At 60.1% G+C, this 18,203-nt stretch carries 13 protein-coding genes and 1 pseudogene; 7 read left to right on the top strand and 7 right to left on the bottom strand.

Annotation, left to right across the window (positions count from 1 at the left end; genetic code table 11):
- The first annotated feature begins 638 nt into the window (after positions 1 to 638).
- The 3 genes from BAUR9175_RS10745 to BAUR9175_RS10735 all read left to right on the top strand — a co-directional run bounded on the left by BAUR9175_RS10745 (position 639) and on the right by BAUR9175_RS10735 (position 4,718).
- On the top strand, positions 639 to 1,205 hold the full coding sequence (locus BAUR9175_RS10745; protein ID WP_009885186.1) for a DUF1003 domain-containing protein: 567 nt from the start codon (positions 639 to 641) through the stop codon (positions 1,203 to 1,205).
- A gap of 95 nt (positions 1,206 to 1,300) precedes the next feature.
- Positions 1,301 to 3,112, top strand: a complete 1,812-nt coding sequence (locus BAUR9175_RS10740; protein WP_226830397.1) for an APC family permease — start codon at positions 1,301 to 1,303, stop codon at positions 3,110 to 3,112.
- A 142-nt stretch (positions 3,113 to 3,254) separates the two neighbouring features.
- On the top strand, positions 3,255 to 4,718 hold the full coding sequence (locus BAUR9175_RS10735) for an MGDG synthase family glycosyltransferase (RefSeq protein ID WP_101583699.1): 1,464 nt from the start codon (positions 3,255 to 3,257) through the stop codon (positions 4,716 to 4,718).
- A 486-nt stretch (positions 4,719 to 5,204) separates the two neighbouring features.
- Here BAUR9175_RS10735 and BAUR9175_RS10730 read toward each other — a convergent pair whose 3' ends face one another.
- The 3 genes from BAUR9175_RS10730 to BAUR9175_RS10720 all read right to left on the bottom strand — a co-directional run bounded on the left by BAUR9175_RS10730 (position 5,205) and on the right by BAUR9175_RS10720 (position 8,083).
- On the bottom strand, positions 5,205 to 5,630 hold the full coding sequence (locus BAUR9175_RS10730; protein ID WP_009885189.1) for a cupin domain-containing protein: 426 nt from the start codon (positions 5,628 to 5,630) through the stop codon (positions 5,205 to 5,207).
- A 125-nt stretch (positions 5,631 to 5,755) separates the two neighbouring features.
- Positions 5,756 to 7,756 carry a heavy metal translocating P-type ATPase gene (locus BAUR9175_RS10725; RefSeq protein WP_096145542.1) on the bottom strand — a complete coding sequence of 667 codons (2,001 nt, stop codon included), beginning with the start codon at positions 7,754 to 7,756 and terminating at the stop codon, positions 5,756 to 5,758.
- A gap of 93 nt (positions 7,757 to 7,849) precedes the next feature.
- Entirely contained in the window at positions 7,850 to 8,083 is a 234-nt protein-coding gene (locus BAUR9175_RS10720) for a heavy-metal-associated domain-containing protein (protein WP_029417737.1), read from the bottom strand.
- A 166-nt stretch (positions 8,084 to 8,249) separates the two neighbouring features.
- Between BAUR9175_RS10720 and BAUR9175_RS10715 the strand changes: the two genes are divergently transcribed.
- A complete protein-coding gene (locus BAUR9175_RS10715) occupies positions 8,250 to 8,933 on the top strand; it encodes a Crp/Fnr family transcriptional regulator (RefSeq protein ID WP_096158715.1) in 684 nt (227 codons plus the stop codon).
- Between the two features lie 207 nt (positions 8,934 to 9,140).
- On the opposite strand, the gene BAUR9175_RS10710 is transcribed toward BAUR9175_RS10715, so the two are convergent.
- The 4 genes and pseudogenes from BAUR9175_RS10710 to BAUR9175_RS10695 form a co-directional block, all read right to left on the bottom strand.
- Positions 9,141 to 9,605: a pyridoxamine 5'-phosphate oxidase family protein gene (locus BAUR9175_RS10710; RefSeq protein ID WP_101583697.1), complete on the bottom strand. Its 465-nt coding sequence runs from the start codon at positions 9,603 to 9,605 to the stop codon at positions 9,141 to 9,143.
- Between the two features lie 295 nt (positions 9,606 to 9,900).
- Entirely contained in the window at positions 9,901 to 10,809 is a 909-nt protein-coding gene (locus BAUR9175_RS10705) for a universal stress protein (RefSeq protein WP_101583695.1), read from the bottom strand.
- 551 nt (positions 10,810 to 11,360) lie between these two features.
- Positions 11,361 to 14,153, bottom strand: a pseudogene (locus BAUR9175_RS10700) (aconitate hydratase).
- 26 nt (positions 14,154 to 14,179) lie between these two features.
- Entirely contained in the window at positions 14,180 to 15,979 is a 1,800-nt protein-coding gene (locus tag BAUR9175_RS10695) for a molybdopterin-dependent oxidoreductase (RefSeq protein WP_096158719.1), read from the bottom strand.
- Positions 15,980 to 16,455: 476 nt separating this feature from the next.
- On the opposite strand from BAUR9175_RS10695, the gene BAUR9175_RS10690 reads away from it, so the two are divergent.
- From BAUR9175_RS10690 to BAUR9175_RS10680, 3 genes are all read left to right on the top strand, one after another.
- Positions 16,456 to 16,803, top strand: coding sequence for a cupin domain-containing protein (locus BAUR9175_RS10690; RefSeq protein WP_009885195.1), 348 nt, complete (start codon positions 16,456 to 16,458; stop codon positions 16,801 to 16,803).
- Positions 16,804 to 16,873: 70 nt separating this feature from the next.
- Positions 16,874 to 17,245: a non-heme iron oxygenase ferredoxin subunit gene (locus BAUR9175_RS10685; RefSeq protein ID WP_009885196.1), complete on the top strand. Its 372-nt coding sequence runs from the start codon at positions 16,874 to 16,876 to the stop codon at positions 17,243 to 17,245.
- Positions 17,246 to 17,629: 384 nt separating this feature from the next.
- A complete protein-coding gene (locus tag BAUR9175_RS10680; RefSeq protein WP_009885197.1) occupies positions 17,630 to 18,175 on the top strand; it encodes a YceI family protein in 546 nt (181 codons plus the stop codon).
- Positions 18,176 to 18,203 lie beyond the last annotated feature (28 nt).

The following is an 18,203-nucleotide window of genomic DNA, read 5'->3' as shown; positions in this document are numbered from 1 at the left end:
AGGGTTCCTTTCACTTGTCACGACTTCGATGTCGTGGGTGAAAGCAATCCTCCATGAGTGCTACCAGGTTCTTACATAGCTGCTACCACTTCGTTACACGTTCGCTACCGGAAGGCCCTTCCAAACAGAAAGAATTCAAGTCCCTCTGGGCCCACATTTGAGCACCTGATAAGTTGCCTGTTGAGAGGCCTGGAAGTGCGAATTGAGCCGGTCGAATTAGCTCATTTGCCCACATTTCATTCTTAACTATTCCGATCTATGAGCATCCAAGGCCTCTGAAACCTGGTCCAAGTCGACGAGGTCAGCGCACAGCTTTCTCCATGTCGCCATTGTCTTCTTCAAATGGTGGCCAACACTTCTCGCGCGTACAGTTTCCGGCAGCAGTACACCGTCGGCGTCAACACCGTTCTTCCTGGACGGGAGCATCTTCGGTTTGTGTGTCCGGAGCTGGAAGGTTCTAATCATTAGGCCCAGAGGCTAGCGATATTTTCCTGGGCTCGAGAGTGTCACTAAAGACGCTTGCATCTGACCGCGCCGTGCCTTAGCGTCTGACTTCTGATGAAGCACGCATTTCTGGCTCTCGTCAGTTATGCGGACTTCCCGCGATTTGTGACGAGAGGAACAAAATTGTGGGATCTATGATGACTCCTGATGGAGAGCAACAATTGCCATCCACCGAGGCTCGTACTTTCTGGGCGGATGCCAAGAAATGCGAGCGTCAGTCTGGAGAGATGAAACGGCCACTCACGAACTGGCATGCTGAGCATTCCAAGAACCTGACCACAGGGCAGCGAGCAGCGGACCGACTGCGAAATGGAATGGGATCTTGGTACTTCATCGGCGCATTCCTCGCGTTCATGATCGTGTGGGCCATCGCCAACACGATGATATTCGCCTGGGACCCTTATCCATATATATTGCTGAATCTGTTCTTGAGTATGCTCGCCGGCCTGCAGGGCGCCATCATTCTCATCGCAGCAAAGCGACAGGATTCTATCTCAGCAATGCTAGCCCAGCACGACTTTGAGACAAACGTCGCGGCGAAGCAGGAACTTGAAGAACTCATGGAGATCAATCGCCACCAGCTTGAGTTGCTCCGCGAATTGCGCGCCCAAAGGTGGCCGATGAGGTGGAGGCGTCAGCCCCAAAAGAGACTAATGGCCTCACATCAATTGCAGGTATCCAATCCAGACATAAAAGGCTGACTAGCTGGCTGTTAGATGGACTCGTTGACGGCGCGGGGACCCATCAAGGCCCGCACGCTGCGCACGCAGCCAAGAAGCACCCTTGGTGGCGGGTGATGTGTCTGAGCGGCGTTGACTATTTTTCCACTCTCGGCTACCAGCCAGCAATCGCTGCGTTGGCAGCCGGATTGCTGTCTCCACTGGCAACAATCGTGCTGGTGCTGCTCACCCTGTTCGGGGCTCTTCCTGTGTACCGCCGCGTTGCGCGCGAGAGCTTCAACGGGTCCGGATCGATCGCGATGCTTGAACATCTTCTGCCTTGGTGGGCTGGCAAGGTATTTGTGCTGGTGCTACTGGGGTTTGCGGCGACGGATTTCATGCTTACGATGACGCTGTCCGCAGCAGATGCTGCCGCGCATGCCATCGAGAATCCGTTCGCGCCCGACTGGCTTGAAGGCGGGAGGATCCTTCTTACTTTGAGTCTAATCGCGATGCTCGCCGTAGTATTTCTCAAAGGCTTTCACGAAGCGATCGGAATCGCAGTTGTTCTCGTCGCCGCCTACCTCGCACTGAACCTTATCGTAATCGCTGTCTCGCTTGTACACATCAGCCAGAATTCGATCGTGATTACGAATTGGTGGACAGCGTTGACCGCGCAACATGGCAATCCAATAGTCATGGTGGGCATTGCGCTTCTCGTATTCCCTAAGTTGGCACTGGGATTGTCTGGTTTTGAAACCGGGGTCGCAGTCATGCCACAGATTGCTGGCGCACATTCGGATACGCCGGAAAGACCCGCGCGCCGCATCCGAGACGGGATTCGCCTACTGACGACGGCTGCCGGCGTAATGAGTATCTTCTTGATTGCATCAAGCATCGTGACGACGTTCCTCATTCCACAGGAAGAATTCATGACCGGCGGCGCAGCCAATGGCCGAGCGTTGGCTTTCCTCGCTCACGAATATCTCGGAGAGGGGTTTGGAACCGTCTACGACATTGTTACTATATGTATCCTTTGGTTTGCTGGCGCATCGGCGATGGCCGGACTGCTGAATCTAGTACCCCGTTACCTGCCTCGTTACGGCATGGCACCTCAGTGGGCGCGTGCTGTCCGACCACTTGTGCTGGTGTTCACCGGGATAGCTTTCGTTATCACCATCGCTTTCGAGGCAGATGTCGATGCGCAAGGAGGTGCATACGCCACTGGCGTGCTCGTGCTCATCACCTCGGCATCGGTGGCTGTGACTATCTCGGCTATGAAAAGACGGCAACGCACCGCGATCTTCGGGTTCGCCGTAATCACCCTAGTGTTTGTCTACACGACCATTCTCAACATTATCGAGCGCCCCGAAGGAATCCGAGTTGCGGGCCTGTTCATTCTGGGCATTCTCCTTTTATCTGCAGTCTCAAGGATCTTCAGGTCTTTTCAGATACGTGCAACCAAAGTCACCTTTGACGCTAAAGCATTGGAATTCATTCAAAACGATGCCCGCAATGGCACAGTCCGGATTGTGGCACACGAATCGCACGGTGGGGGGCGTCACGAATATCAGGACAAGAACGCTGCAGAGAGGCGTTTTAGCCATATCCCTCGAGTTTCCCGAATCATCTTTCTCCAGGTTCACCCCACCGATTCGTCTGAGTTCGAAGAGGATCTTCTGGTGGAGGGTAGGAAGCGATACGGCTACCGAGTCTTGAGCGTCAAAAGCGCCAATGTTCCCAATACGATTGCGGCAATCTTGCTGCAGGTCCGCGATCAGACCACAGTGGTCCCCAACGCATATTTCGAATGGACGGAGGGGAACCCGATTTCGAGCATGCTCAAGTTCCTGCTGTTTGGAACTGGGGCAGTCGCAACACTTACTAGAGAGGTGCTCCGCAAAGCTGAGCCAAATGAAAAACAACGTCCTTTGATCCACGTAAGTTGACCGAAGCCAAATTTTCGTGCTCATCTCTCCGAAGCCTATTGAGATTACCTCACATCCCGTCTCCAGCCTTATATGAGCAAACAACTTCGTCTGTCGTTTGACAGTGAATGTACTAGGTGATGCAGTACGCTAGTCTTTCTCTATGCGTAGGACGTTGGCACGGGGCCCCCACACCGCCGGATGTGAGCGCGTCATGATCTTGTCCGCAGGTGTGGGCACAGGGCACAACAGCGCTGCGGCGGCGGTACAGCAGGCGTGTTCCGCACGCGCCGACGTCGCCGAGGTGCAGGTGTTGGATGTGTTGCAAGTAAGTAGCGCGCTCTACCGCGACGTGCTGGGGAAGGGCTACTTCGTCCTGGTCGAGGGCATGCCATGGCTGGTCGAATGGGGTTATGATGCCAGTGATCCGCCGTTTCGGCGCCGCGGCCCGATCGACCCTTGGACACGGATTAACGCCCTTCCGGTTATCCGTGCGATCAAGCGATTTCGCCCGACCGCGATCGTGTGTACGCACTTCTTGCCGGCCCAGTTGCTAGCGACCCTGATCCTGCGCGGCGTGGTCGATGCCAAGACTGCTGTCGTTACGACAGACTACGACTTCCAGGGCCTGTGGCTTACGAACGCGTTCCACAAATTTTTCGTTGCCAGGGAGGAAGGGAGAGTCGAGCTGACGGCATTCGGCCTACCTCCCGACCGCGTCGCGGCCACGGGAATCCCGATCGCGGCGGAGTCCAACACTGCACCTGAGCGCGATGCCAGCGTGCCCCCGATGCTGTTGATCTCCGCAGGCGCGAAAGGAGGCGGCTACGCCGAGGCAGTGGTGCGGCAGACGCTGCATATGCGCTCCGCATTCACGGCTACGGTCGTGTGTGGACATGACGAGGAGCTACGGCGGCGCATCGAGCAGCTGGTGGCGCCCGCCGGCAATTGCTATCGCGTACTCGGCTTCACAACGGAGATGCCGCAGCTGCTGCGTCGCGCCGATCTGTTCGTGGGTAAACCGGGCGGGTTGACAGCGTCGGAGTGCATGGCCGCAGGATTGCCCATGGTGCTGGTGAACCCTATCCCGGGACAGGAAGTTCGCAACGGCGACTACCTGATGGAACAAGGAGCAGCCGTACGCTGCAACTCTGCCGCCACGATCGGCTGGAAGATCGACGAGGTGCTGCGCGAGCCGGGCCGTCTGCAGAGGATGCAGGTGGCGGCGCAGAGAACCGGCAGTCCTGACGCGGCGGCGGACGTGCTCAGCGGCCTACTGGACGGGCCGTCCCGTCCTCTGGTTGTGAGCCGTGCGGCGCAGAAAACGATCCTCGCTGAGAGTGAGCGGCGCGTGGTCGCCACCGATCTGACGGGGCCTTCCTCGCTGGTCCGCCTGGTCGAGGAGGTGGCGGGCAATACTGTGGCTCTGCTACAGGCAGAGGAGCTGATTGCGCTGCGGAAGCGGTATGCGACCGGGGCCGGGGGGCTGATCTTGCGGCGCGACCACGCACTGGTGTCGCTCCGGTGGGAGCAACGGCGGTTGCTCCGCGCCATGCTGCGGGGTGAGGACGTGCTGCCGGTGCGCGTCGAGGGGCCCTCGACTCCGTTTCGCACTCTCCCCGATTGAGTGGGACGCGCATCAAGTCGTCCTCACACTGGCCGACCATCCTTAGCGCCCTATTCGCCCGGTCAATCCGCAGCGCGTCGTAACGTGGCCGCGCCCGCCCAGCTAGCGTGGCTGTGTTGGGTAGCGACCAGTGCCGAGTCGCCGGATCCCGCTGAAGTATGCGCCCTGCACCCAGGGCGACCTGCGAGGTCCTCTTCTCACCTGCTTGCAGCATCACGCAGGCCGCCTCCCGGCTCATCGGCTCCGGTAGTCGGAACTTCCGATCCGGCTGGTCTTCGTGGATCTCCCAATCGGCAGGGTTGACTCCCTCAGCCTTCACCGTGATGACGAATCCCCGGGCCCGGACTGTGGAACAGGCCGGTCGATGAGTTGCTGGGTCGCGGAGCAGTCGTAGTCGTTGAACACGTAGACCTTGGAAATCGGATGGGGTCTTCTTCTTAATAGTTCAGATTCGGCGCCCCAGTTGGTTCGCCGGGATCAAGATGTTCAGTGCCGAGGTGGTTTGTCAAGGCCAGCGCTTTCGGCAGCGTCGGCGTCACCCTTGGTAGCGAAGGCGGCATCGACAGCGTGTTCCGGCGGGCTGTAGACGGTGTAGAGTACCAGCGACTCCTCGCCGGTGTTGCGGAAGTTGTGCTGGGTGCCGGCAGGAACTGCGCACTGGTCTCCTGCCTCGATGGGGTGGTTGTGGCCGTTGAGGTCGGCCTCGCCGGTGCCGGAGACAAAAGTCAGGATCTGGTCGGTATGTTCGTGAACCTCGTCGCCGATCTCACCGCCGGGCGGAATCGTCATGACGACAATCTGGGCGTGTTCACCGGTCCACAGCACTTTCCGGAAGTCCGGATTGTCCCGGGCGACGTCCGCGATAGTGAAGTGCTCGACGTTGTCTCCAAGGGTGAAGTTCTTTTCGGTCATGGCTGATCTCCTGTGCTTCCTGTGTAACTGTCTGTGTGGGTCGTGTCGCTGTCTGAGTTCTCGTGTCTATCCATGTCCGGGACGGCCTGGGGCGAAGTGCTCCGGGCCGCCACGCGGATTCGATGTCAGGCGATTACCTGCTTCTCCTCTTTCCTTATGGTCCACTTGCTCTTCGGCATTGCGGTCGAACCGCGGGTATTCCGCAGCAGTCGCATCGCATTGATGATGACCACCAGTACGGAGGCTTCGTGGACGAGCATGCCGACGGACATGGTCACCCCGCCGGCGAAAACGCCGGCCAGCAGCAGCACCACTGTGATCAGGGCGATCGCGATGTTCTGCCTCATCACTGACACGGTCTGCTTGGCTAGGCCAATGGCCTCCGGCAGTTTGAGCAGGTTGTCACCCATCAGGGCGATGTCCGCGGTCTCCACGGCCACGGCCGAGCCTGCGGCGCCCATTGCCACGCCGATGTTGGCGGTGGCCAGCGCCGGGGCGTCATTGACGCCATCGCCAACCATGGCAACCGTGTGTCCCTGGCGCTGCAACTGCGCAACCACGTCCAGCTTGTCTTCCGGGAGCAGCGAGGCGTGGATCTCGTCGATCACAGTGGCCTTCCCGACAGCCTCAGCTACCAGCCGGGTGTCACCGGTGAGCATGACCACCTTTTCGACGCCGGCTTGGTGGAGCCGAGCGACCATTTCGGGGGCATCCCGGCGGATCTGGTCGGCCACCGCGATGACGCCGATCACCTTGTCGTCGACGGCGACGATCATCGGCGTCTTGCCGGCGGAGGCTAGCGCCTCCGCAGCCTGGGCAGCGCGGCCGTCGTTGGGAATGCTGTATTGGTCCAGCAGAGGCGGGTTACCGATGAGCACTCGTTGGCCGGCGACATCGGACACGATGCCCTTACCAGGCACCGGGGTGACGGTACCGGGAATCCCTTCTGGGGCCACCCCTTCCTCGCGCGCCGTCTCCAGGATGGGACGGGCCAGAGGGTGCTCCGACCCGGCCTCGGCCGCAGCAGCCCATTGGAGCACCTCGGCACGGCCCCGTGTCGGGTCGAGTACCACGACGTCGGTCAGCCGAGGCTTGCCCTCGGTGAGGGTACCAGTTTTGTCCACGGCGACCGCTGAGATCTTCGCCGAGGTCTCCAAGAACTCGCCCCCCTTGATCAGGATGCCATTACGCGCGGCGCGCCCGATGCCGGCCACAATCGCGACCGGAATGGAGATGACCAGGGCGCCGGGGCACCCGATGACCAGAAGGGTCAACGCGAGGACCACGTCGCCGGCGATCAGTCCGGCTACAAGTGCTAGCACTATTACAGAGGGGGTGTACCACCGGGAGAAGCGGTCCATGAAATCCTGGGTGCGAGCCTTGGCGTCCTGGGCCTCTTCCACCCGGTGAATGATACGGGCCAGGGTGGTGTCCGCGCCGATGCCGGCAGCCAGCACTTGCAGGAAGCCGCCTTGCGAGACGGTACCGGCGAAAACGTGATCGTTCTTGGATTTTTCAACCGGGATCGATTCGCCGGTGATGGAGGCCTCGTCGATGGCGCCGGTACCGGAGACGACCTGCCCGTCCACGGGGACCTTCGCGCCGTTCTTGACCAGGACGATCTCACCCATCCTCACCTGCCCGGCAGGGATCTCCAGCTGTTCGCCATCGCGCATGACGACGGCGGAATCCGGGGCGACGGCGACAAGCTCGGCCAGTGCCGAGCGCGTCTTGTTCAGGGTCGCAGCTTCTAGAGCGTGGCCGATGGCGAACAGGAATGTGACAGCCGCGGCCTCCCAGAAGTTGCCGATGATTATCGCGCCGATCGCCGCGATCGACACGAGCAGGTCAATCCCTATGACCCTGGCGATAATTGCGCGAACCGCCTTGATCACGATCCCGTAGCCTGCGACTACGGCGGCGGCGACCATGAAAGCGTTGGCGAGGGTGAAGACCGTGGTGGCATGGGTGGAGAGGGTGCCGGCATCGAGCCACCACTGGGGGCTGAGGGTGAGGTTGGCCGCACCCCCTGCGAACCGCTGGACGGCGAAGGAGACGATGATGAGCACGCCGGACACGACGGGGACTGGCCAGTTCCCATAGACCCATTTCTGGAGCCTGTTCATTTTCGGTACGACCTTTCTGCGATGGGTGCCAGCGAACCGGCGAATGGAAAGGGGGAGGGGTGTGCGCGCTAGCAGAGGCCGGCCGGGGGAGCCTCAGAATGCGGCAGGAGTGGCCTTATAGCCGGCCTTGGCCACGGTAGCCATGAGGTCGTCCACAGAGACGCGCTCGGCGTCGTGGTCGATCTCAATGCGGGAGGAGGCGAAATGGACCTTTACCTTCTCGACTCCGTTGAGACGGCCGACCTGCTTCTCGATTTTGGCCACGCAGGACGGGCAGGAGAATCCCTCAGCCCTCAAGATGGTGTGGGTGGCGGTGGAGGTAGTCATTGTGAGAATCCCTTTCACATTGGTGTTCATTTTGTTGATATTTTCACTATAGGTACTCGCTATCGGGAACTCCTTGACCTAGATCAAGTGCGCCCTGCACCGTACGAGGTGGACCTGGCGGCAACTGGTGCCGTAGCGCCAACGCCGGCTCCGGTAGGCTTGAGATATGTCTGACGATGACCTGTGCGTAGCCCGCGTCCCGATCTTCCAAGGGCTAACGCGCCAGGAGCAGTTGCACGTGGCGGAGTTCGTTCGCCCCACATGCGTCGAAAAGGGGGAGACAGTCTATTCCCCCGGGCAGCCAGTATCGCGTCTGCTGGTGATGCACAGTGGACATCTCAAGGTCAGCCGCGCGGCCGCTAATGGTCAGGACCAGATCCTGCGAACGGTAACAGACGGTGACGTCGTGGGCGAACGGGCTTTCCTCACGGGCCACCGCCCGGTCGACCTTGTCGTCGCGCTGGAAGACAGCCGGATGTGCGTCTTCAACCATGCCGACCTCTCAGCCCTGCTCCGCGACTATCCGGATATCAGTCAGCGGATGTTGCGAGCCCTGTCCGACCGGCTCTCTTCCGTCGAGCGACTGCTGGCCGCGATCACCTCCAGCAACGTCAACGCCCGCGTCGCCGCCTACCTGCTGGATCTGCCCGGCAGCATCCGAGACGGCGTTGCGACAGTGCAGCTGCCGATGGCCAAGCAAGAAGTCGCCGCCTACCTCGGGACTACGCCGGAAACTCTGAGCCGGCGCCTCGCCGCACTTTCCGCCTCCGGAATCATCGAACTCCACGGACGCCGTGACGTCACGATTCGCGCCATTGACGCGCTCGAATGCATAGCCATACCTCGGTAGACCGGCGCCTTGAGGGATGGGTGAATTGTTCGGCCAGTCATCTCCGACAGCTCGGATCCCGCCCTTGACTCTTAACGCGACCGATCATCTTCCTCGATGTAGTCGACAGGGCATTCTTAAACGCACGGCTTATCCTTGATGTCCACACAGGGCTGGACGATTACGTAGGTCATCGGTTACTCTCCACAGCTACACTGGATGGACGCCCTATTCTGTTGATGTACGCCTGACGTCCGATAGCGGCGTCCGCCATATGCCAGGGCCGGCCACGGGGAAACGGCGCCCGGTTACGAGATCGGGATGAATGCGTATGAACCTGTTCTTGCCCCCGGCCTGCCACGGAAAAAGCGGAAGGTCTACGGTGTCCATCAGGTCCCCAACCTGGCTGATTGTCTTGGCGCGGCCTTTCACCACGACGCTCCATGCTTTGGAGGTTGTTGGATCGTATCCGTCGGTCTCTAATGCAACCGGGGCATCGGACAGAGCGCCGAGGACTTTCGTTCCCTCCCGGGACCGGAATACGAGGGTTCCGTGATCCACTGCGTAGTTAAGGGGAAATATGTCGGGGTGTTCGTCCACCCACACGGCGAGGCGGCCTACGGTGGTCGTGCGTAGCAGCGCCCAGCATGTGTCGACCGAGAGTTCTTCTACATCCTCTGACATGTCCATCATCGCACCTTCTTTCTGGAAACGTTCTGTCGAGCCTTCTGGTCGGTGAGCTCATCCACGAGCAGTCCCATCGCGCTGCCGAGCATAAAGTCATCGCGGGCAATGCCCCCATCCCTTCCGGAGCCGGGCGAATTCCGTCCTCGGGGTGTCATCCCCGGTGTCTTGAGATACACCGCCATCAGGGCCCCGAAAAGCCAGCCAATCCGGCAGCAGCCACCCAAGTGGGCGCCACGGGTGCGAGCAGAGCCGCACTCACGCCGGAGAGCAGCTTCCCGAAACGCACCGGGTCGCGGAGGTATCAGCTCGGGACGATCATGACCGGGCCCTGTGCATGGTGGAGGACCCCGCGTGACACGGACCCCAGAAGCGCACTGCTGGCGGGTCCTCGACCGCGGGTACCCAGAACAGTCAGCGCAGCAGCTTTCGTCTTCTCGGCGATAACCTCAGTCGGATCTCCGATCGACACCACTGCGCTCACCTTCAGGTCGGGGAACTGCTGAGCCACGGCGGCGGCCTGGACCTCGAGTCCGGCCTCGAGCTCCTTGCTCCTCCGGTCGGTGACCTCGGAACTCAGCTCCAGTTCGGGGTACCAATAGAGCCATTCCTCGCCTCTGGGCAGGACACAGACGATTTCGAGCGCAGTCCCTCGTGAGCTGGCCACTTCGGCAGCAGCGAACATGGCCAGGCTCCCCGAATCCGAGCCGTCGACGGCGGCGACGATCGGGGCATTGGACGTCTCCGGCCGGTGGCCGGGTACCACGATCGTCGGGCAGTGAGCATGTGCAGGCAGAGCAGTTGACACCGAGCCGAGTAGTCGCCCGATGAATCCACCACGGCCCCTCGAACCCACGACGGCTGCGCTTGCGTGGGCGCTCAGGTCCCTCAGTACGCCGGTGGCATCGCCCTGCTCGGCGCGGTAGGAGACCTTTCCAGCGTGATCTGGCAGGAGTTCAGCCGCTTCAACGAGAAGCTTCTCGACCGCTCGGCGTGACGTGTCCTGCCCGTTCTCCACCGGCATGGACGCAAGGTTGGCATAGAACATCGCGGGGGCAATGTAGGCGCAGACGACGGTGAGGGCTAAGTTGCGACGGGTGGCCTCTTCCGCGCCGTACTCGAGGGCGCGTGCGGCATGTTCGGAGCCGTCATATCCGACGAGGACCCCGAGTCCTATAGTCGTCTGTTCTGTAGAGCTATTCTCTGCGGTCATGACAGCCTTCCAATTCGAGGCCGGCTATACCCTGACGAGGATGATGCCCCCGATCATTGGAACCGCCCTCGCATAGTTCACGTTACCAGGCTGCTTCTCCGGGGTGTAGGGAACCTGGAGAGGAGTTTGGCGCCTCTTACGGCACCTGGCCTTCGTAAAATGCATGTACAGCCATTCGCGCGCTGTTGGCGGGGTGCGGTTCGCCTTCGAGGACGACGCCGGAATTCACCGGAGAGTTCTGGCGCAATTCAGTCTGCAAGCTTGCGGTTTGCAAGCCTTCAGCATGCTGGAAATCTGGCATCCCCGTAACAGCAAGACAGCCTAAGGGTTGAGGTGGGGAAGTCTTCGTTTTGCGCACAGCCAAGTTCTAATAGCGCCCGAGAAGAGCGCAAAAGTCGAGCCGCGCTTCTGTGAGCGCCCGTGCCGTGGTGTTCTTTCCCGGCCGTCTACCGCTTAGAAGCCAACGTTCAGATTCCGCGGCGGCGACGCCGCGACCCCGGGATGGTCACTTACTCCATCTCGAATTCGGCTGGATTGACATGGTGCCACTGTCAGCGTTGCAAGAGGTGGCGCAGGACGTAGGTCAGGATGCCACCGTGAAGGTAGTATGCTTCCTCGGCCGGAGTATCGATGCGCAGCGTCGCGGTGATCTCTCGTGTGCTGCCGTTGGACTCAATCGTCACCGTGACTTCGCTTGGAAGTCGGTCTTTTCCTTCGAGTCCGGTTACTGAGCAGATCTCTTCGCCAGTCAGGCCCAGGGACTCCGCGGTGTCGCCGGCCGGGAATTGCAGGGGCAGCACGCCCATGCCGATGAGGTTCGACCGATGAATCCGTTCAAATGATGAAGCCAGAACGGCCTTGACGCCGAGCAGCGAGGTGCCTTTGGCCGCCCAGTCGCGGGAGGATCCTGAGCCGTAGTCGGAACCGGCGATGATCATCAGCGGCACGCCTTCCAAGGCATACGCTGTGGCGGCGTCGAATATGCTCTGCTGCCCGCCGTCGGGCCAATGCCGGGTGAAACCGCCCTCAACTCCCGGGACGAGCTGGTTGCGCAGCCTCACGTTGGCGAAGGTGCCGCGGATCATCACGTTGTGGTTTCCACGGCGCGAGCCATAGGAGTTGAAATCGGCCGGCTCTACGCCCTGCTCGATGAGGTATTGGCCGGCAGGAGAGTCCTGCCTGATGGCTCCTGCTGGGGAGATGTGGTCGGTGGTCACCGAGTCCCCGAGCAGTGCGAGGACTCTGGCCGCTGCGATATCGCGTACCGGTGACGGTTCGGCGGTCATGCCGTCAAAGTACGGCGGGCGCTGGATGTACGTTGAATCGTCGTCCCACGCGAACCTGTCGCCTTCGGGGATGTGCATGCCGCGCCAATTCTCATCTCCGGCATAGACGTCCGAATAGCCTGCGGTAAACATCTCCGCTTCGAGGTTGTCATCGACTACGGCTTTGATTTCTGCTGTTGTCGGCCAAATGTCACGTAGAAAGACCGGGCTGCCATCGGCGTCGTGTCCCAACGGATCTTTGAGTAGGTCTGCGTGCATGGTTCCGGCCAGGGCGTAGGCGATCACCAGCGGTGGGGAGGCAAGGAAGTTCATCTTCACCTCGGAGTGGATACGCCCTTCGAAGTTCCGGTTGCCGGACAGCACGGAGGCCACAGTCAAGTCGTGATCGGCGACGGCGGTACTCACTGCCGGAATCAGGGGCCCGGAGTTGCCGATGCAGGTGGTGCAGCCGTAGCCGACTAGGTCGAAACCAAGCTGCTCCAAGTAGGGCGTGAGCCCAGACCGATTGTAGTAGTCGGTCACGACGCGCGAGCCTGGCGCGAGTGTGGTCTTCACCCAGGGTTTGCTGCGTAGTCCGCGCTCCACGGCATTCTTCGCCAGCAGTGCGGCGCCGATCATGACCGATGGATTGGAGGTATTGGTGCAGGACGTGATCGCTGCGATGACGACATCGCCATGATCAATGCTCGATATGTTCCCATCGAGGATGACTTCGGCCGGGTCTGACGGCCACTCGAACGCTTTGCCGTCGTCCACATACTTGTGGGGTGGTTCATCGAGGGCAATGCGCTGGCTGATGGCGATAGGGTCGCTGGCCGGGAACGAATCGGCGGACGCATCATCAAGACCGCCTCGGATGGCATCTTCGTGGGTTTGCCCTGCCAGCAAGCCGCGGACAGCGCGTTGGGACACAGCGAGGGGAATACGGTCCTGGGGGCGCTTCGGTCCGGCGATCGAAGGCGTCACGGTGCTCAGATCGAGTTCGAGGACCTGGCTGTAGTCCGGCACCTGGTCCGGGTTATGCCACAGCCCCTATTCCCGGGCGTAGGTCTCCACCAACCTGATCTGGTGTTCGCTGCGACCCGTCAGGCGAAGGTAACTCAAAGTCTCGTCGTCGATGGGGAAAATAGAGCCGGTGGAGCCGTATTCGGGGCTCATATTGCCCAAGGTCGCCCGGGTTGCGAGCGGGACGTTGGCGACGCCGGGGCCGAAGAAGTCAACGAATTTGCCCACTACTCTGACTCGGCGCAACAGTTCCGCAACGGTGAGGACAAGATCTGTGGCGGTGGTGCCTTCCGGCAGCTCACCGGTGAGCTTGAGGCCGACGACCTCGGGGATCAACATGCTCATCGGCTGGCCGAGCATCGCGGCTTCCGCCTCGATGCCGCCGACGCCCCAGCCGAGGACCCCGAGTCCGTTGACCATTGGGGTGTGTGAGTCGGTGCCGACCAGAGTGTCCGGGTAGGCCTGTTTCCCGTCCGGCCCATCACGGGTGAACACGACGCGGGAGAGGTATTCGAGGTTGACCTGGTGGCAGATGCCGGTGTCTGGTGGCACCACCAGGAAGTCATCGAAGGACTGCTGTGCCCACCGCAGGAGCTGGTAGCGCTCCTGATTGCGTTCGAACTCCAGTTCCGCATTGATTCCGAACGCATCGGGACGGGCGAAGACGTCGGCGATGACCGAGTGGTCGATGACCAGTTCGGCAGGGATCTGCGGATTGATTGCCCGCGGGTCCCCGCCGAGCTCGGTCATGGCATCGCGCATGGCCACCAGATCGACGACACAGGGCACACCGGTGAAATCCTGCATCAGCACCCGGGCGGGTGTGTATTGGATTTCCGGGTTGATCTCGGAGTGTGGATCCCAGTCACCAAGCGCAGTAATCTGCTCAGCGGTGACGAGTCGGCCGTCTTCGTTGCGCAACAGATTCTCCAACAGCACTTTCAGGCTGTATGGGAGTCGGTCAGAACCCTTGATCCGGTCAATTCGGTAGATCTCGTATGTCTGGTCGTCCACGTTTAGATGATTGCGAGCATTGAAACTGTTCGACGTCATGGGTTTCGCTCCTGAAATAGAAGTTTCTAAATCGATTGGCGGTAGCCGAAGAACTCGTGGTCGTTGTTGTAGCCGCCCTCGCCGCCGCCGATCTCCGAGAAATCCTTGACGAATTCGATGCCCTTGATCCATTTGACGAGTTTGAACCCGAGCTGGACTTCATTTCGCAGCCGCAGCGGGGCGCCGTGCCCGTAGGGTAGGGCCTCGCCGTTCATGTCGTAGGCCAGCATGGTCAGGTGGTAACTCATCTGTTCAATGGGTTGGGCGTCGTAGTAGACACCACCGTCGGGTCCTTCGGCAAAGGAATAGAAGATGACCCACTTCGCCTCGGAGCTCGGCTTCACCAGATCGACGATGGTCTGCATGGAGACGCCGCCCCATTTGGCGACGCCGGACCAGCCTTGGATGCAGAAGTGCTGGGTGATCTGCTCATGGCGGGGCAGGTCCCGCAGCTGCTTGAGGTCCAGTTCCAGGGGGTTCTCGACTAGACCGGAGACCTGGAGACGGTAATCGGCGAAGTTGGTTTCGTATAGGCCCTTGTATTCGGGTGTCTCCGGGTACTTGCCGTTGTGCCACATGTAGGGGGAAATGTCTTTTTCGGTGTACTGGCCCGGTTTTGAATCAAGGTGCTCAAACAGTCGTTGTGTTGGGCCGATCAGGGCATAACCGATGCGCTGAACCATGCGTGGATGCCTGTACGTGAAGGGGGTGACGGCAACCCAGAGTACAATCATCACGGCCAGTGAGACGGCAAAGATCCAGAATCCGTTCCAGCTGTGGTCATCATTGGTGTTCGTGTACATCATGTTGAAGTTGTGCAGCGCATCGGTTGCCACCACCAGAGTCACGTGCATCACGATGAACAGCAGGAACCAGATCAGCACCAGAAAATGCAGGGAACGCGCAACCTGAATGCTGAAGATTCTACTGATCCACCTGAATTTGGTGGACAGGGCCGGTGACATGCCCAGCCCTGTGATGAAGGCCAGCGGCGCTGCAATGAACACAGTGACGAAGTAGGCCAGGACCTGCAGACTGTTGTAAGCCACCCAAGCATTGTCGGTGGGCCAATCCAGGGATAGATACTGGATCATGACCGAGATCGCGTTGGGAAAGACATCCCAACTGGTGGGGATCAGGCGCAACCAATGCCCGGTAGTGAAGACGAGGATGTAGAAGATGATTCCGTTGAGCAGCCAGAGCGTGTTGACGCCCAGATGCCACCACCTGGCCAGGCCGATCGAATGACGCCGACCGGGCAGGCCGATGCTGTCGGGCAGGGTGATTGAGTCCTGTTTGGCTGTCCAGAGCGGATCGGTGGGCACAGGTTTCTGCACCCGGAACCAGTCTTTGCCTGGCGTCGAATGTCGCGTCCAGTAGAAACGGGGGTGGTCGGCAATGATCGTGACACCGGAGCGGATGATCGGGATCATCAGCAGCATGTTGAAGAAGTGCTGCCAGCCCACCCAGGTCGGGAAACCGGCATTCTCCTCGGCGCCATTAGGGACTACGGTGCCCGGGTACGTCTCCGTGAACTGGGCGACCGTTGGGATATCGCGTAGGCCTTTAGCCACGGCGATGAAGACGATGAGTAAGACGAAGCCGATCGGCAGCAGCCAGAGGAGATTGAACCATTTGCTGCGGCCGATCCGTACTCGAGGTGCCACCCCGTACTGTGCCGGTACGGAGCCTGCCCAGGAACCGTCAACGGCATCGTATTTTCGCTGGTCCAGTTCATGCCTGAATCCGGCTAGGGCTTTCGGGGTGATGGTTGATGCTGCCGGCGGGGGCAACTCATCGGGTGTAGGTCTGCCGCTGTTCGCCATGCTGTTACTCCTACTGAGTTGATTCAGCCCCGGCGATGGAGTTCATACAACCCAGGAACTGAGTCGACAGGACCCTTGTCTAAGTAGGGACCTTCGATACGATGCGTGGATGGGTGATGACGCAGGTCATCAACGCTTCCTCCCAGTGGGCGTCTTCTCTTTCCGAGTGTAGAAGGTAGACGTCTTACCTACTAGAGGTCGACCAGACTCGTAGTCAGTCCCCGCGTAGCCAAGGGTCAGGTCTCACACAAAATTCTCCGGGAATGTCTTCGCCCGGGTCGCAGCCCCGACAACGGATCGCCGGCGGGATGCTGTCGAGACCGCGGCCTGCCGCGGGTCATCCTTGGAGCAAACAATTCTGGTAGCTTGGGAAGATGGCGCGTGTCACTCCTCGTCGTGCATGAATTGTGGCCACCAGCAGCCATTTATAGGCAGAGAACTGATTTGGCGAGACGGCCAGCGACAGTCCATCGAGAATGGAAGAGGGCTACGTGCAGAAAATATCTTTGACGGCGTTGATGCGTCACCAACTGGAGATCGCCAAAGGCGCGTCGAGTGGGCGCAGCGCCCGTACTGTCTACGGCGGCCACGAACATATCCTTCGGCAAACCATGATTGCATTGCGCGCGGGCGCTGAGCTCAACGAGCATGAGAATCCCGGAGAAGCCACCCTGCAAGTGCTCCACGGACGAGTGACCCTCATTGCTGACAAGGCCCGCTGGAACGGTTCGCCCGGCGACCTCATGTTCATACCTGACGCCCCGCACGCGCTGGAAGCAGTCGAAGACTCAGTGGTGGTCCTGACGGTGGCGAAGCGGCCATGAACCGGTCCTCAACGACAAGCCATGAACCGGTCCTCAACGACAAGCCATGACACTGTGACGGAAAGGCAACATGACTGCTGAGGACCACCCCACAGAAGCACCAACCGACGACGAAGACAATTCGGGTTGGGTGAGAATCGACGAGGCACGAACTCTTGACGACGAGTCTGCGATCCACCTCGACATCGGTCGACATGAGATCTGCCTTATTCGTAGTCTGGGCAGAATCCATGCCATTCGCGACGAATGCACTCACGGTCAGGTGCTTCTATCCGAAGGTGACGTTGAGAGCGGCTACGTCGAGTGCTGGCTGCACGGCTCCCGATTCGACCTGGACACCGGAGTCCCCACGGGCCCGCCAGCCACCGAGCCGGTCGCCGTCTATCCCGTTCGCATGACCGACGACGAAATCGAGGTTCGTCTGCCCACCTCGGACGACTGACTCTTTAACGCGCACCCTCGCCTCAGTTGTCCCTCCGGGTGAAAGTCATTCGCGCGGGGCTGATTGCAGCCTGCGAGATCTCCGGGCACTCAGCAAGGGGTCATCTGCCCACAATTCCTTCCCAAGCCCCTGTTTTCAGAGGTGCTAATGTGAAGACTGCGACCCTAGAATTCATGGGTCAGGCTCCTCACCTGCGACGCAGGGAGATTCTAAGTCTCTCTGGCCCACAATCACCCAAGGGTAATTGTCTCGTCAACATGACAGTCCAGCTCCGCAACATATACGCTGAACTCATATGCACACCAGTACTTTCACAGTACTGACTTGGGCTCTCGTCATCTCATCGGGTTCCCACGATCTCAGCTCGGCCAAAGGAGCACGACTATGTCATCAGACGAACAGCTGACCGGAACATGGGTCATCGACCCCGCACATACCCGCCTCGGATTCTCGAGCCGCCACGCGATGGTCTCGCGCATACGTGGTGCTTTCAACACTGTCGAGGGCAAAGTCGTCGTCGACGCTGAGGACCTGTCGAAGACCGAAGTGACCATCACGATTGACGTTGACAGCGTTGACACACGCACCCCTGATCGCGATGCTCACCTGCGAAGCGCAGACTTCTTCGACGTCGAGAACTATCCAACGATCACATTCAAGTCCACCGGCGTCGATGAGGTTGAAGAAGGTAGCTACATCGTCAACGGTGATCTGACGATCCGCGATATCACCCGGCCTGTCTCTGTTCCCCTCGAGCTGCTGGGAATCGACCACGATCAGACCGGTGCACTGAGGGCGGGCTTTGAGGGCAAACGCCGCATCGATCGTAAGGACTGGGGCGTGACATGGAATACGACCTTGGACTCCGGCGGCCTGCTCGTCAGTGACAAGATCACTCTCGAGTTCGAGCTCTCCCTGATCAAGGAGTAATCAGCAGCACGGATCGCAATAAGAGTTG

The organism is Brevibacterium aurantiacum (assembly GCF_900169065.1).
Lineage (GTDB): Bacteria > Actinomycetota > Actinomycetes > Actinomycetales > Brevibacteriaceae > Brevibacterium > Brevibacterium aurantiacum.
Note: the sequence above shows the minus strand (reverse complement) of the source record. Positions and strands in the feature narration are given on the sequence as shown.

What these genes read in the sequence shown, in the direction of transcription:
- BAUR9175_RS10725 (WP_096145542.1), bottom strand. Translation starts at nt 7,756, where the DNA reads ATGAACAGGCTCCAGAAATGGGTCTATGGGAACTGGCCAGTCCCCGTC.
- BAUR9175_RS10685 (WP_009885196.1), top strand. Translation starts at nt 16,874, where the DNA reads ATGACTGCTGAGGACCACCCCACAGAAGCACCAACCGACGACGAAGAC.
- BAUR9175_RS10715 (WP_096158715.1), top strand. Translation starts at nt 8,250, where the DNA reads ATGTCTGACGATGACCTGTGCGTAGCCCGCGTCCCGATCTTCCAAGGG.
- BAUR9175_RS10705 (WP_101583695.1), bottom strand. Translation starts at nt 10,809, where the DNA reads ATGACCGCAGAGAATAGCTCTACAGAACAGACGACTATAGGACTCGGG.
- BAUR9175_RS10740 (WP_226830397.1), top strand. Translation starts at nt 1,301, where the DNA reads ATGTGTCTGAGCGGCGTTGACTATTTTTCCACTCTCGGCTACCAGCCA.
- BAUR9175_RS10710 (WP_101583697.1), bottom strand. Translation starts at nt 9,605, where the DNA reads ATGATGGACATGTCAGAGGATGTAGAAGAACTCTCGGTCGACACATGC.
- BAUR9175_RS10695 (WP_096158719.1), bottom strand. Translation starts at nt 15,979, where the DNA reads ATGGCGAACAGCGGCAGACCTACACCCGATGAGTTGCCCCCGCCGGCA.
- BAUR9175_RS10730 (WP_009885189.1), bottom strand. Translation starts at nt 5,630, where the DNA reads ATGACCGAAAAGAACTTCACCCTTGGAGACAACGTCGAGCACTTCACT.
- BAUR9175_RS10735 (WP_101583699.1), top strand. Translation starts at nt 3,255, where the DNA reads ATGCGTAGGACGTTGGCACGGGGCCCCCACACCGCCGGATGTGAGCGC.
- BAUR9175_RS10745 (WP_009885186.1), top strand. Translation starts at nt 639, where the DNA reads ATGATGACTCCTGATGGAGAGCAACAATTGCCATCCACCGAGGCTCGT.
- BAUR9175_RS10720 (WP_029417737.1), bottom strand. Translation starts at nt 8,083, where the DNA reads ATGACTACCTCCACCGCCACCCACACCATCTTGAGGGCTGAGGGATTC.
- BAUR9175_RS10690 (WP_009885195.1), top strand. Translation starts at nt 16,456, where the DNA reads ATGGAAGAGGGCTACGTGCAGAAAATATCTTTGACGGCGTTGATGCGT.
- BAUR9175_RS10680 (WP_009885197.1), top strand. Translation starts at nt 17,630, where the DNA reads ATGTCATCAGACGAACAGCTGACCGGAACATGGGTCATCGACCCCGCA.